The following is a 12,953-nucleotide window of genomic DNA, read 5'->3' as shown; positions in this document are numbered from 1 at the left end:
AGTCTGCCCCAGCGGCCCCGCTCTCTCAGACCGCGCGACGCACGGGCAGCGTCTCGACCGGGTCCCAGCCGACGCCGATCTGGCGGCCACTGATCTCCGACCAGTGCAGCCGCAGGTAGAGGTTGCGCGCGCCGGCGGCCCACGGCTGTGGGTCCCACGTCGTGCGGATCCGGTCCAGCTCCAGCGGGTCGGTGACCACGTTCGCGCGGCCGCGGACAACGACGCTCCAGCCACGCCAGCGCTCGTGGTCGAACCAGTCGACCTCGAAGGCGAGCATGCTGCCGCGCCCGTAGGTGCCGAGCACGCTGTACGGCGAGGTGCGCATGATCACCGCCTCGCCCACGACCGAGTAGTTGACCGGCACGATGTGCGGGCCGTCCGGGGAGGAGAGCGCCACCCGGCCGGTGATGCCGGCGCCCAGGAGCAGGGTGCACTGCTCCGGGCCGAGGTCGACGGATTCCTGCACGACTGCCTCCTTCGGGGTCGGGTCCGTCCGCTCGTTCCATGGTGCTCCCGATCACACGTGCAGCCGAGGGCCGATGGTCCCGAGAATGCCGGGCCTTCGCCGCTACTGGTCCGGGTCTCACCGGGGGAATCTGGAGCCGTAGACGACGCCAGGGAGGCAGCCATGGGTAACACGGAGAACACGCTCATCCCGCCAGGCACGGTGGTGGTGGGGATCGACGGCTCGCCCTCCTCCGACCGGGCCCTCGACTGGGCGATCGACCAGGCGGTGCGCGAGCGCCGGCAGCTCACCCTCGCCCACGGCATCGACCCCGCCGGCGTCGCCTGGACCGACCCGATGGGCGGCAGCCACCGGGCCGTGGTCGACGCGATGGCCGACGACGGACGGCGGCTCCTGGCCGACGCCCGGGCGTACGTCGAGATCCGCCAGCCGGACCTCGGCGTCAACCAGACCGCGTGGATGGCCGACCCCCGCGTCACGCTGCTCAAGCTCGCCGAGAAGGCCAGCGTGCTGGTCGTCGGGTCGCGTGGTCGCGGCCCGGTCGCCAGCCTGCTGCTGGGCTCCGTGGGGCTGGCCGTCGTCCGCCACGCCACCTGCCCCGTGGTCGTGGTGCGGCCCGGCAACCCGGGTCGGGTGCGCAACGGCGTCGTGGTCGGGGTCGACGGCGGCCCGTCGTCGCGGGCGACCGTGGAGTTCGCCTACCGCCAGGCGTCGCTGCGCCAGCTGCCGCTGACGATCCTGCACGGCATCGAGGAGGTGTGGCCGCCCAACGCGACCGACGACGACCTGCGGATCTCGGTCACCGAGCCGCTCACCGGGCTGGCCGAGAAGTACCCGGACGTCACGACCCGGCTCGAGCTGGTGCGCGAGGACGCCGCCGGAGCGCTCGTCGAGCAGTCGCGGCGGATGGACCTCGTCGTGCTCGGCGCCCACCACGGCGGCCGGCTCTCGACGCTGCTGACCGGATCGGTGGCGCTGTCGGTGGTCGAGCACGCGGAGTGCCCGGTCGCGATCGTTTCGTAGTGCCGGCGGGCGATCAGTCGACGTCGCCGTCGACGTACATCCAGCGCCCGGCGCGCCGCTCGAAGCGGCTGTGCTCGCGCAGCTCGCCGGGCGCGCCGGCGCGGGTGAAGGACGCGACGAACTCGACCCAGTCCGCCCCGGCGTCGGTGACCCGTAGGCCCGTCCAGGTCAGGCCGGGATCGGGGGCGAGGTCGTCGGGGCGGGTGCGCGGATGCCAGGTGCGGAAGACGTAGTCGAGGTCGCCGACGGCGTACGCCGCGTAGCGCGACCGCATCAGCTCCTCCGCGGTCGCCGCCGCCACCGCGCCCCGGTGCATCCGCCCGCAGCAGGCGTCGTACGTCGCACCGGAGCCGCACGGGCAGGGCTGCTGGAGGAGCACGGGCGAAACCCTACGCGGCGCGCCCGGGCGCGACCGTAACCGGAGACGGGTCCCGGTTCTTGCGGGTCCGGCGTAGCGTGAGGACGTGACCGCTCCCTCCACCCCTCCGCAGATCAGCAGGGTCGGCGAGCTCCGCGCCTCCGGCCATGTCCAGAAGCGCCTGCGCCAGGAGATCCGCGACAACCTGCTCGCCATGCTCCGTGAGGGCCGCGACCCGTGGCCCGGCCTGCACGGCTTCGCCGACACCGTGATCCCGCAGCTCGAGCGCGCGCTGATCGCCGGCCACGACGTCGTGCTGCTCGGCGAGCGCGGGCAGGGCAAGACCCGGCTGCTGCGCACCATGGTCGGGCTGCTCGACGAGTGGACGCCGGTGATCTCCGGCTCCGAGCTCGGCGAGCACCCCTACGAGCCCATCACGGTGACCTCGCAGCAGGCGGCCGCGACGTACGGCGACGACCTGCGCGTCTCCTGGCGGCACCGCGACGAGCGGTACGCCGAGAAGCTGGCGACCCCCGACACCTCGGTCGCCGACCTGATCGGCGACGTCGACCCGATGAAGGTCGCCGAGGGCCGGTCGCTGGGCGACCCGGAGACCATCCACTTCGGCCTGATCCCGCGCAGCCACCGCGGCATCGTCGCGATCAACGAGCTGCCCGACCTCGCCGAGCGGATCCAGGTCGCGATGCTCAACGTGATGGAGGAGCGCGACATCCAGATCCGCGGCTACGTGCTGCGCCTGCCGCTCGACGTGCTCGTGGTCGCCAGCGCCAACCCCGAGGACTACACCAACCGCGGCCGGATCATCACCCCGCTCAAGGACCGTTTCGGCGCCGAGATCCGCACCCACTACCCGGTCGAGCTCGACGACGAGGTGGCGGTGATCCGGCAGGAGGCCGACCTGGTCGCCGACGTGCCCGACTACCTGGTCGAGATCCTGGCCCGCTTCTCGCGGGCGCTGCGCCAGTCCAGCTCGGTCGACCAGCGGTCGGGCGTCTCGGCGCGCTTCTCGATCGCCGGCGCCGAGACGGTCGCGGCGGCCGCGCTGCACCGCGCCACCAGCCAGGGCGAGGACGAGCCGGTCGCCCGGGTCGTCGACCTCGAGACCGCGGTCGACGTGCTCGGCGGCAAGATCGAGTTCGAGAGCGGCGAGGAGGGCCGCGAGGCCGAGGTGCTGACCCACCTGCTCCGCACCGCCACCGCCGAGACCGTGCGCCAGCGCTTCCGCGGCCTCGACCTCGGCCTGCTGGTGCAGGCGATCGAGGACGGCGCGATGGTCGCGACCGGCGAGCAGGTCACCGCCCGCGACTTCCTCACCGGGCTGCCGGTGCTCGGGGAGTCGGAGCTGTACGACGACGTCTGCGAGCGCATCGGCGCGACCAACGATGGCCAGCGTGCCGGTGCCATCGAGCTCGCGCTCGAGGGGCTCTACCTGGCCCGCCGGATCGGCAAGGACGTCGACGGCGCGGAGACGGTCTACGGGTGACCCGATGAAGGACCGCACCCGCTTCAAGCGCTACGAGGGCGGCGACCCGCTGGCCCCGCCGGTCGACCTCGCCGAGGCGCTGGACGCGATCGGCGAGGACGTGATGGCGGGCTACTCGCCCGAGCGCGCGATGCGCGAGTTCCTGCGCCGTGGCGGCCGCGACCAGAGCGGCCTCGACGACCTGGCACGCCGGGTCGCCGAGCGGCGGCGGGAGCTGACCCAGCGACACAACCTCGACGGCACGCTCCAGGAGATCAAGGAGTTGCTCGACCGCGCCGTCCTCGAGGAGCGCAAGCAGCTCGCCCGCGACGCGATGATGGACGACGGCGACCGGGCGCTCCGCGAGATGCAGCTCGACAGCCTGCCGCCCAACACCGCGGCCGCGGTCGGCGAGCTCTCGTCGTACGACTGGCAGAGCCGCGAGGCCCGCGAGGACTACGAGAAGATCAAGGACCTGCTCGGCCGCGAGCTGCTCGACCAGCGCTTCGCCGGCATGAAGCAGGCTCTCGAGGGCGCCACCGACGAGGACCGCGCGGCCGTCAGCGAGATGCTCGGCGACCTCAACGAGCTGCTCGAGAAGCACGGCAGGGGCGAGGACACCCAGCAGGACTTCGACGACTTCATGGCCAAGCACGGGGACTTCTTCCCCGAGAATCCGCAGGACATCGACGAGCTCCTCGAGTCGCTCGCCCAGCGCTCGGCCGCCGCGCAACGGATGCTCAACTCCATGTCGCCCGAGCAGCGCCAGGAGCTGATGGAGCTCTCCGCGCAGGCCTTCGGCTCCCCGCAGCTGATGGACCAGCTCGGCCGGCTCGACGACAACCTGCAGTCGCTGCGCCCCGACCTCGACTGGGGCGGCTCCGAGCAGCTGAGCGGCGAGCAGGGCCTCGGGCTGGGCGACGGCACCGGTGTCTTCCAGGACCTCGCCGACCTCGACCAGCTCGCCGAGCAGCTCTCGCAGTCCTACGACGGCGCGCGGATGGACGACCTCGACCTCGACCAGCTCGCGCGCCAGCTCGGCGACGAGGCCGCGGTCGACGCGCGCACCCTGCAGCGGCTCGAGAAGGCACTGCGCGACTCTGGCTACCTCAAGCGCGGCTCCGACGGGCAGTACCGCCTCTCGCCGAAGGCGATGCGCCAGCTCGGCAAGGCGCTGCTGCGCGACGTCGCCGAGCGGATGTCCGGACGCCAGGGCAACCGCGAGCTCCAACGGGCCGGCGCCGCCGGCGACCTCTCCGGCGCCACCCGGGCCTGGGAGTTCGGCGACACCGAGCCGTGGCACGTGCCGCGCACGATGCTCAACGGCGTGCTCAGGCGTGCCGCCCTTCGAGACGCCTCGTCCCTCGGCTCCTCAGGAACCGCCCCTGTGCCGATGCTCAGTGTCGAGGACATCGAGGTGCAGGAGACCGAGGCCCGCACCCAGGCCGCGGTCGCGCTGCTGGTCGACACGTCGTTCTCGATGGCGATGGACGGCCGCTGGGTGCCGATGAAGCGCACCGCGCTCGCGCTGCACACGCTGATCCGCTCCCGATTCCGCGGCGACGCGCTCCAGCTGATCGGCTTCGGCCGGCACGCCGAGGTGATGGAGATCGAGCAGCTCACCGCGCTGGACGCGATGTGGGACAAGGGCACCAACCTGCACCACGCGCTGCTGCTCGCCAACCGGCACTTCCGCAAGCACCCGAACGCGCAGCCGGTGCTGCTCATCGTCACCGACGGCGAGCCGACCTCGCACCTCGAGCCGAGCGGCGAGGTCTACTTCTCCTACCCGCCGCACCCGCTCACGGTGGCGTACGCCATCCGCGAGCTGGACAACGCCGGGCGGCTGGGAGCACAGACGACGTTCTTCCGGCTCGGCGACGACCCCGGGCTGGCCCGGTTCATCGACCAGATGGCGCACCGGGTCGACGGCCGGGTGGTGGCACCCGAGCTGGACGACCTCGGCGCCGCGGTGGTCGGCTCCTACCTGGGCGCCCGCGGCCGCGGGGGCCCGTGGGGCGGGGGCGGCTACGGCGACTGGTTCGGCGGCCGCGGCTTCTGGGTCGGGGACCAGTAGCGTGCGGGTTTCGGCTGTCGGCAGCCAGAACCCGCGGGACACGCCGGTGCGACACGGCGCGCCGTGAGGGTTTCGGCTGCCAGCAGCCGAAACCCCGCAGGTCCCGGGATCGGCCCCGAAGGGGCAGGATGACCGCGTGGACCTGACCGTCATCGTCGTCAACGTCGTCGGCTGGCTCGGCATGGCGCTCCTCATCGGCGCCTACGCGCTGGTGACGGCCGGCCGCCTGCACGGGACGAGCCTGATGTTCCAGCTGATGAACCTCTTCGGCGGTGCGTTCCTGATGGTCAACTCCGCCTACTACGGCGCCTGGCCGTCCGCGGCTCTCAACGTGGTCTGGGTCGGGATCGGCATCGTGGGCCTGCTGCGGGCCGCACGCGGAAAACGGGGCCGGGTGCCGGAGCACGCCGCATAGCGCGCTGTCCGGCACCCGACCCCGTCGGAGACTGTGGTGTTCAGGTGGTGCTCAGGCCACGGTCTTCAGGGCGAGCTTCGTGAACTGCACCGACTTCGGGATCGACGGCGCGGTCTGGTCCATCGAGGTGGCGCCCGTGTAGACGACGTGCTTGCCGGAGCGGACGAAGAGCGAGTTGGTGACCATGGTCGTGGCCTGGCCGGCGATGGTGCAGGTGGCCTTCATCTGGTAGCCCCACCGCTCGTTGCCCAGCTTGAAGCCGATCTTCTTCATCGAGCTCTTGCAGTCGACCTTGCCGCCACCGGCGCCGCCGCCGGGGACCGTGACCGGGCACTTCTTCGCGGACTTCTGGTAGCCGTGCAGGTACGCGATCGCGGCCTTGGCGTTCTTGAACTTGATCGCGGTCGCGTAGACGCTCGGCCGCTCACCGGTCGTCTCGTAGAGCGACGGGTCGCCGGAGGCGTACTCGGGGGCGGTGTAGTCGGGGGAGTACGCCGCGGTCGTCTGGCTCGCGCCCTTGACCACCTTCTGCTGACCGCACTTCTTGCCGGGGCCGTAGACCTTGGAGGTCGACTCCGAGCTGGTGCCGACGTGCGGGTAGATCTTGGCGGTGGCCTCGACGGAGGGGACCTTCGCGGCACCGGCAGCGGTGGCGGACGTCGCGAGGACGGGCACGGTGACGGCGGGGACGACGAGCGCGATCAGTGCGCGGCTCAGCCAGCGGCGGGACATGTTTTCTCTCTCTCGTTTGTCCGGTGTGGTCCGGAGGAATCGGGGCCGGGATCACCCGGCGCCGAGCAGCCTGGCGAGTCCAACTTGGGAATCACTGGGACCTGACTGGGAGCCGATCCGACCAGGTCGGAGAATAGCCGGGATGGACGACATCTCCGCGACCGTGCTCGCCCTGCTGGGCCTGGCCGCGCTCGCGGCGGGCTTCGTCGACGCCGTCGTCGGCGGGGGTGGCCTGATCCAGCTCCCGGCGCTCCTGCTCGGGATGCCGCACGCCGCGCCGGTGCAGGTGCTGGCCACGAACAAGGTGGCCTCGTTCTGCGGGACCAGCGTCAGCGCGGCGACGTACTACCGCCGGATCAGGCCGGACCCGCGGACGTTCCTGCCGTTGATGGCGCTCGCCTTCGTCGGGTCGGCGCTCGGCGCACTGGTGGCCAGCCAGATCCCGCGCTCGGCGTTCGAGCCGATCGTGCTGGTCGCCCTGATCGTGGTCGGCGGGTACGTGTTGTTCACGCCGCAGCTCGGCGAGCAGACCGCGCTGCGGTTCGCGGGGCACCGGCACCTGGCCGCCGCGATGGCCACCGGCCTCGCGATCGGCTTCTACGACGGCGCGCTCGGCCCGGGCACCGGCAGCTTCTTCGTGTTCGCGCTGGTCGGCCTGCTGGGCTACAGCTTCCTCGAGGCGTCGGCCAAGGCGCGGCTCGCCAACTGGGCGACGAACCTCGCGGCGATCCTCGTCTTCGCGCCGCAGGGCGCGATCGTGTGGAAGGTCGCGCTCGTCATGGGCGCGGCCAACATCGTGGGCGGGTACGTCGGCGCGCGCACCGCCGTCGCCCGGGGCGCCCGCTTCGTGCGGATCTTCTTCATCGTGGTGGTCTCGGCGTTCATCGTCCGGATCGGCGGCGACGTGGTGGGGCTGTGGTGACGACGTGGTGACGACGTGGTGACGACGTGGTGAGCTACCTGACCCTCGCCCGCGACGCGGAGGCCGAGATCGAGGTGAAGCGCTCGCGCTTCCGGTGCACCCTGCGCCGGGTCGAGACCGAGGACGCGGCCCGGGCCGTCGTCGACGGACTGCGGCGCGAGCACTGGGACGCTCGGCACCACTGCTCGGCGTTCCGGATCCAGCAGCACGCCCCCGGTGCGTCGCTGGTGCCCGTCGAGCGCTCCTCCGACGACGGCGAGCCGGCCGGCACCGCCGGTGCGCCGATGCTCGACGTGCTCCGTGGCCACGAGGTGAGCGACGCGGTCGCGGTCGTGACCCGCTGGTTCGGCGGCACCCTGCTCGGCGCGGGCGGCCTGGTGCGGGCGTACGGCGACGCCGTCCGGGCCGCGCTCGCCGAGGCCGGGACCCTGCGCCGCACCCTCGTGCGCGAGCACCTCCTCGAGCTCGACCACGCGGACGCCGGCCGCGTCGAGAGCGACCTGCGCGCCCGCGGGATCGCCGTGCTCGACCGGCAGTACGACGCCCGCGTCGCCCTGACGCTCGGCGTACTCCCCGGCGAGGAGCCGCGGCTCGCCGCGCTGCTCGCCGAACTCACGGCCGGAGCCGCGACGACCACGGTGGCGGGTGAGCGCTGGGTCGATAGCCTCACTTCATGAGTGTTGTCGTCGACCTTGCCGACCTCCCGGACCGGCTCGCCGAGTACGACCGGGGCTACCTCCTCACCTCGCGCGACGGCCTGGTGAAGGCCGTCTCCGTGCGCGCCGTGCCCGCCGACGGCGTGCTGCGCGTGCCCACGCCCGGCCGCGGCTCGGTCGCCAACGTCGGCGCCCATCCCCCGGTGACGCTGCTCTTCCCACCGCTGGCGAACCCCGGCATGACGCTGCTCGTCGACGGCACCGCCGTCGCCGACGGCGACGACGTGGTGATCACCCCCACCGGCGCGGTGCTCCACAAGCCGGTGTCATGACGACCACCCCCTCCTGGGTGAGCGCGTTCCTGGACTTCGCGCCGGGCACGTTCGACAGCGGCATCGCCTTCTGGCGCGGTGTGACCGGCTACGACGTCTCCGCGCCGCGCGGCGAGCGCGACCACTTCGCGACGCTCGTGCCGCCCGACGGTGACGGCTACCTCCGGGTCCAGCATCTCGGCGACGGGCCCAGCCGGATCCACCTCGACCTGCACGTCCCCGCGCCCACGATCGCGGCCGAGGCCGCGGTGGAGCTCGGCGGGCACGTGCTGGTCCGGCACGAGCAGGGGTACGTCGTGCTGCGGTCGCCCGGCGGCTTCGTGTTCTGCTTCGTCGACCATCCAGCGCGCACCCGGCCGCGCCCCGCGATCTGGCCCGACGGCCGCTCCCAGGTCGACCAGGTCTGCCTCGACATCCCGCCCTCGGCGTACGACGTCGAGGTGGAGTTCTGGCGCGTGCTCACCGGCTGGGAGCTCGACGCGTCGGTGTCGCCCGAGTTCGCTCGCCTGCAGCCGCCCGACGACCAGCCGCTGCGCTGGCTGATCCAGCGGCTCGACGGCGAGCAGCCGGCCGTCACCGCCCACCTCGACCTGTCCGCCGACGACCGCGACCGCGAGGTCGAGCGGCACCTCGGCCTCGGCGCGTCGCTCGCCGCCCGGCACGACTGGTGGACGGTGCTGACCGACCCCACCGGGCTGGCCTACTGCGTCACGCGGCGATCGCCACGCTGAGCCGGAGCCGAGCCGGGAGGCGCCGGGACGTCATACGTTGCGAGGATCCGCTTCCTCGCAACGTATGACGTCCCGGGCGACCGAGGCGGCCTACGCGGGCTGGTGGAGGCAGAGGATGTTCCCGTCGGGGTCGAGGAACCACGCGGCCTTCATCGCGCCGTCGTCGAAGACGTGGTCGACGGTCTTGAGGTCCGGCAGGTCGTAGTCCTCGAACTGCACCCCGCGCGACTCGAGGTCGGAGATCTCGCTGGTGATGTCGCCGACCTCGAAGCTCATCGCCGTGTTCGGGGAGGGCCGCACGTCGGGGAGCGGGCGGAGCGCGAGGTGGGAGCCCCCGGTGAGGCGGAACATCAGCTCGCCACCGGGGCCGGCGCCGTCGAAGGCGAGTCCGAGGCGTTTCTCGTAGAAGTCCTGCGCCCGCGCGGCGTCCCCGACGGGGAGCATGACCGCGACGGCACTGTCGGTCAGTGTCATGGCAACCTCCTGGGCCACCTTCCAGCGTGCGCCCGGCGGTGGGTGCCGACAATCGTCAGTTCGGGTCACTCGCCGGCGAAGCCGGGCAGCGAGTCGGTGAGGATCTGCCGGAACGGCGCCTCGCACTCCAGTTGGCACAGCACGCCGAGACCGGCGAGCCAGGTGCGGTGGATCAGCAGGTACGACGGCGGCAGGTTGAGCTTCATGCCGACGGTGTACGCCGGGCTGCGCGGGTCGTTGATCCGGGTGAACTGGGTGCGCATCCAGGCACGGCTGAACCGGAACCGCTCGGTCCTCGTCGGCTCGACGAACGGCGCCAGGTAGTCGAGCACCTGGTCGGCGTCGACCGAGATGCGCTCCTTGATGAAACCCTCGCGGCGCAGCCCCGCGACCAGCCCGTCCTCGTCCTCGTCGGCGGCGATCCGCAGCAGCCGGCCCATCGCCTCGGGCAGGCCCCGCTCGGGCAGTCGGGCGACGGCGCCGAAGTCGAGCACGCCCAGCCGGCCCGGCTCGCCGTCGGGGCCGGGGAGGATGCGGTAGTTGCCCGGGTGCGGGTCGGCGTGCAGCATGCCGGTGCGCACCGGGCCGCTGAAGAGGAAGCGCACGAAGAGCTCGCCGTAGTGGTCGCGCTCCTCCGGCGTGCCGCTCGCGATGATCGAGGCGAGCGACGCGGGGCTCTCCAGCCACTCGGTGACCAGCGTCGTGGCACCGACGTCGACGACGTCGGGCACCACGATCTCCGGGTCGTCGCGGAACGCCGCCGCGAAGGTGCGCTGTGCCTCGGCCTCCAGGTCGTAGTCGAGCTCGTCGGCCGCGCGGGCCTGGAGCTCCTCGACGAGCGGCTTGAGGTCGAGCCCGGGCACGAGCGGGGCCGCCGTCCGGGCCACCCGGGAGATCGCGCGCAGGTCGGAGCGGAGCGCGTCGCCGGCGCCGGGGTACTGCACCTTGACCGCGACGTCGCGCCCGTCGGCCCACCGACCGCGGTGCACCTGGCCGATGGACGCCGCGGCCGTCGGCCCGCCGTCGAGCCAGACGAGCCGGTCCCGCCAGTCCGCGCCGAGGTCGGCGGCCAGGATCTCCCGCACGGTCGCGGTCGGCATCGGGGGAGCGGCGTCCTGGAGCTTGGTGAGCTGGTCGCGGTAGGGCTCGGCCAGCTCCTCCGGGAAGGCCGACTCCAGCACCGACAGCATCTGGCCGAACTTCATCGCGCCGCCCTTGAGCTCGCCCAGCGTGCGGAAGAGCTGCTCGGCGGTGCGCTGCTGGATCTCGGACAGCACGGCGTCCGCCGGCTTCCCGCCGATCCGCTTGCCGAGCCCGAGCGCGCTGCGCCCGGCGTACCCGATCGGCAGGGCGGCGAGCCTCGCCGTCCGCGCCACGGCCTTGCGGGGCAGCTCGGTCATGGCCTCGATTGTTCCAAACCGGTGGTGGGACCGGGCGGGCCCCGGCGGTGCGCCCGCCCGACAAGTCGGGACACGTGCCCCTGCCGGGCCGGGCCGTGGCCGGGGTTCGGTGGGAGGTCGTCCGTCTCGAGGGGGAGCATGCGCCGCCACATCCGCCGGGTCGTCCCGGCCGTCCTGACCGCCACGGCCCTGCTGGTGCCGACCGCCGGTGCCGTCGCCGAGCCGACGGAGACACTCGCGGCGGCCGGATCGATCGTCTTCGTCCGGGGCCACAACGTCTGGGTGGCGAGCGGCGACGGCACGTCGGTGCACCAGGTGACCCAGGACGGGACGGCGGCCTCGCCGTACGTCTCGCCCACGCAGTCCGACGACGGCACGATCGCCGCGGGCCACGGGAGCGAGATCGTCTTCCTGGGCCAGAACGGCAGCGTGCGCAACCGGCTGGACCCGCCGGGCCTGATGAGCCCCGCTCTCAACCGGGAGATCGACGGGCCGATCCGGCAGGCCGCGATCTCGCCGGACGGCCTGCTGGTGGCCTACACGATCAGCGTCTGGGGCTGTGTTCCCGGCGAGCAGTGCCGCGACCACGCCGTCACCGCGATCACCGGCACCGACACGATGGACCTGCCGATGACCTACGGCCAGACCTACCTCTGGTCGCCGTCGTGGGTGGGCGACAGCCGGACGATCCAGATGAACCTGGACGACGACCTGGCGATGTTCAAGGACCTCCACCTGGCGCCGCGCTCGTGGTTCATGGACATCGAGACCGTGCACTGGAGCGAGGCCACCGACCTCGACGACGTGGAGCTCTCGCCGGACGGCCGCTGGCTCGCCGGCGTGCGCGGATCCGGGACGTCGACCCGGATCGCGCGGTACGGCGTTCGCGGCAACGCCCGCTCCGGGCCGGCGCCGCTCGCGCCGGTGCTGGCCTGCCAGACCGCCGCGGCCGCGGGCCAGGCGAGCCCGACGTTCTCCCCGGACAGCACGACCGTCGCCTGGCAGCAGGGTGGTGGCGTCTGGGCGGCCGGTGCGGACGTGAGCACCGGCTGCCCCGCGCCGAGCCTGCTGATCCCGAACGCCCAGGCGCCGGACTGGTCCGCCACGCCGTTCGACCCGGCGCGGGGGCCCGCGCCCCTCCCGGGTCCGCAGCCGGGGCCGCAGCCGGGTCCCCAGCCGGGCCCGCAGCCGGGTCCGAACCCCACCCCGGGGCCGCAGCCCGGTCCGGCGGCGTTCTCGGTGGTGAAGGGACCGCAGGTCCGCGGGGTCGCGAAGGTGGGCAGGGTGCTCCGTGCCGTGGCGCCGCGGCTCGCCCCGCAGCCGGCGAAGGTCTCGTTCCGGTGGATGCGCAACGGCAAGCCGGTCGCCGGCGGAGCGGGGGCCGCGAAGCGGTATCGGCTCAAGGCCGCCGACCGTGGGCGCCGGATCTCGGTGCGGGTGACGGCGACGGCACCGCAGCTGCCGACGAAGGTCGTGACCAGCAAGGCCACCGCGAAGGTGCGCCGCTGACGTCACTGGGTGCACAGGCAGAACGGGTGCCCGGCGGGGTCGAGGAAGACCCGGAACGTCGTGCCCGGCTGGTGCGCGGCCCGGGTCGCCCCGAGCTCCAGCACCTCGGCCTCGGCCGCGTCGAGGTCGGGCACCACCACGTCGAGATGGAGCTGCTGGGGCCGCTCCTGGCCGGGCCACTCGGGCGCCCGGTAGCCCTCGACCTGTTGGAAGGAGATGCACGAGCCGCCGTCGGCGGGCCTGATGTCGATCCAGCCGCCGGGGTCCTCCTGCACGTCCCAGCTGAGCAGTGTGGCGTAGAAGCGGGCCAGTCGGCCGGCGTCGGGGCAGTCGTAGACGAAGGTCGGGAAGCGAGCGATGGCCATCCGTCGACGG

Annotated in this window: 15 protein-coding genes; 9 read left to right on the top strand and 6 right to left on the bottom strand. The window is 72.9% G+C overall.

Going from position 1 to position 12,953, the window contains the following annotated elements; genetic code table 11:
* Nucleotides 1–25 precede the first annotated feature (25 nt).
* Nucleotides 26–466: a pyridoxamine 5'-phosphate oxidase family protein gene (locus FHU40_RS08225; RefSeq protein ID WP_183591728.1), complete on the bottom strand. Its 441-nt coding sequence runs from the start codon at nt 464–466 to the stop codon at nt 26–28.
* Nucleotides 467–628: 162 nt separating this feature from the next.
* Here FHU40_RS08225 and FHU40_RS08220 point away from each other — a divergent pair, with 162 nt between their 5' ends.
* A complete protein-coding gene (locus FHU40_RS08220; protein WP_183591727.1) occupies nt 629–1,489 on the top strand; it encodes a universal stress protein in 861 nt (286 codons plus the stop codon).
* A gap of 13 nt (nt 1,490–1,502) precedes the next feature.
* Here FHU40_RS08220 and FHU40_RS08215 read toward each other — a convergent pair whose 3' ends face one another.
* Nucleotides 1,503–1,868: a YchJ family protein gene (locus tag FHU40_RS08215; RefSeq protein WP_343057784.1), complete on the bottom strand. Its 366-nt coding sequence runs from the start codon at nt 1,866–1,868 to the stop codon at nt 1,503–1,505.
* Nucleotides 1,869–1,953: 85 nt separating this feature from the next.
* On the opposite strand from FHU40_RS08215, the gene FHU40_RS08210 reads away from it, so the two are divergent.
* From FHU40_RS08210 to FHU40_RS08200, 3 genes are all read left to right on the top strand, one after another.
* A complete protein-coding gene (locus FHU40_RS08210) occupies nt 1,954–3,351 on the top strand; it encodes a MoxR family ATPase (protein ID WP_183591725.1) in 1,398 nt (465 codons plus the stop codon).
* A 4-nt stretch (nt 3,352–3,355) separates the two neighbouring features.
* Complete coding sequence (locus FHU40_RS08205) at nt 3,356–5,407, top strand: vWA domain-containing protein (RefSeq protein ID WP_183591724.1); 2,052 nt, start codon at nt 3,356–3,358, stop codon at nt 5,405–5,407.
* Nucleotides 5,408–5,543: 136 nt separating this feature from the next.
* Nucleotides 5,544–5,822, top strand: a complete 279-nt coding sequence (locus FHU40_RS08200) for a CBU_0592 family membrane protein (RefSeq protein ID WP_215525178.1) — start codon at nt 5,544–5,546, stop codon at nt 5,820–5,822.
* 51 nt (nt 5,823–5,873) lie between these two features.
* Here FHU40_RS08200 and FHU40_RS08195 read toward each other — a convergent pair whose 3' ends face one another.
* Complete coding sequence (locus FHU40_RS08195) at nt 5,874–6,554, bottom strand: hypothetical protein (protein ID WP_183591723.1); 681 nt, start codon at nt 6,552–6,554, stop codon at nt 5,874–5,876.
* 142 nt (nt 6,555–6,696) lie between these two features.
* Here FHU40_RS08195 and FHU40_RS08190 point away from each other — a divergent pair, with 142 nt between their 5' ends.
* The 4 genes from FHU40_RS08190 to FHU40_RS08175 are packed head-to-tail and all read left to right on the top strand — an operon-like array spanning nt 6,697 to nt 9,195.
* Nucleotides 6,697–7,476 carry a TSUP family transporter gene (locus tag FHU40_RS08190; protein WP_183591722.1) on the top strand — a complete coding sequence of 260 codons (780 nt, stop codon included), beginning with the start codon at nt 6,697–6,699 and terminating at the stop codon, nt 7,474–7,476.
* A gap of 29 nt (nt 7,477–7,505) precedes the next feature.
* Nucleotides 7,506–8,153, top strand: coding sequence for an IMPACT family protein (locus FHU40_RS08185; protein ID WP_252274722.1), 648 nt, complete (start codon nt 7,506–7,508; stop codon nt 8,151–8,153).
* On the top strand, nt 8,150–8,464 hold the full coding sequence (locus tag FHU40_RS08180) for a pyridoxamine 5'-phosphate oxidase (RefSeq protein ID WP_183591720.1): 315 nt from the start codon (nt 8,150–8,152) through the stop codon (nt 8,462–8,464). The genes FHU40_RS08185 and FHU40_RS08180 overlap by 4 nt, the downstream gene beginning before the upstream one ends.
* Complete coding sequence (locus FHU40_RS08175; protein WP_183591719.1) at nt 8,461–9,195, top strand: VOC family protein; 735 nt, start codon at nt 8,461–8,463, stop codon at nt 9,193–9,195. The genes FHU40_RS08180 and FHU40_RS08175 overlap by 4 nt, the downstream gene beginning before the upstream one ends.
* A gap of 90 nt (nt 9,196–9,285) precedes the next feature.
* On the opposite strand, the gene FHU40_RS08170 is transcribed toward FHU40_RS08175, so the two are convergent.
* Complete coding sequence (locus FHU40_RS08170) at nt 9,286–9,669, bottom strand: VOC family protein (protein WP_183591718.1); 384 nt, start codon at nt 9,667–9,669, stop codon at nt 9,286–9,288.
* A 65-nt stretch (nt 9,670–9,734) separates the two neighbouring features.
* A complete protein-coding gene (locus tag FHU40_RS08165; protein ID WP_183591717.1) occupies nt 9,735–11,069 on the bottom strand; it encodes an ABC1 kinase family protein in 1,335 nt (444 codons plus the stop codon).
* 138 nt (nt 11,070–11,207) lie between these two features.
* On the opposite strand from FHU40_RS08165, the gene FHU40_RS08160 reads away from it, so the two are divergent.
* Entirely contained in the window at nt 11,208–12,578 is a 1,371-nt protein-coding gene (locus FHU40_RS08160) for a TolB-like translocation protein (RefSeq protein ID WP_183591716.1), read from the top strand.
* Nucleotides 12,579–12,580: 2 nt separating this feature from the next.
* Here the strand turns inward: FHU40_RS08160 and FHU40_RS08155 are convergent, their stop codons facing one another.
* On the bottom strand, nt 12,581–12,943 hold the full coding sequence (locus FHU40_RS08155) for a VOC family protein (RefSeq protein ID WP_183591715.1): 363 nt from the start codon (nt 12,941–12,943) through the stop codon (nt 12,581–12,583).
* Between the last annotated feature and the right edge of the window lie 10 nt (nt 12,944–12,953).

Source organism: Nocardioides soli, from assembly GCF_014191495.1.
GTDB lineage: Bacteria > Actinomycetota > Actinomycetes > Propionibacteriales > Nocardioidaceae > Nocardioides > Nocardioides soli.
Note: the sequence above shows the minus strand (reverse complement) of the source record. Positions and strands in the feature narration are given on the sequence as shown.

Coding starts and splice junctions, on each gene's coding strand:
- FHU40_RS08165 (WP_183591717.1), bottom strand. CDS start 11,069: ATGACCGAGCTGCCCCGCAAGGCCGTGGCGCGGACGGCGAGGCTCGCC.
- FHU40_RS08155 (WP_183591715.1), bottom strand. CDS start 12,943: ATGGCCATCGCTCGCTTCCCGACCTTCGTCTACGACTGCCCCGACGCC.
- FHU40_RS08170 (WP_183591718.1), bottom strand. CDS start 9,669: ATGACACTGACCGACAGTGCCGTCGCGGTCATGCTCCCCGTCGGGGAC.
- FHU40_RS08195 (WP_183591723.1), bottom strand. CDS start 6,554: ATGTCCCGCCGCTGGCTGAGCCGCGCACTGATCGCGCTCGTCGTCCCC.
- FHU40_RS08175 (WP_183591719.1), top strand. CDS start 8,461: ATGACGACCACCCCCTCCTGGGTGAGCGCGTTCCTGGACTTCGCGCCG.
- FHU40_RS08205 (WP_183591724.1), top strand. CDS start 3,356: ATGAAGGACCGCACCCGCTTCAAGCGCTACGAGGGCGGCGACCCGCTG.
- FHU40_RS08180 (WP_183591720.1), top strand. CDS start 8,150: ATGAGTGTTGTCGTCGACCTTGCCGACCTCCCGGACCGGCTCGCCGAG.
- FHU40_RS08220 (WP_183591727.1), top strand. CDS start 629: ATGGGTAACACGGAGAACACGCTCATCCCGCCAGGCACGGTGGTGGTG.
- FHU40_RS08190 (WP_183591722.1), top strand. CDS start 6,697: ATGGACGACATCTCCGCGACCGTGCTCGCCCTGCTGGGCCTGGCCGCG.
- FHU40_RS08160 (WP_183591716.1), top strand. CDS start 11,208: ATGCGCCGCCACATCCGCCGGGTCGTCCCGGCCGTCCTGACCGCCACG.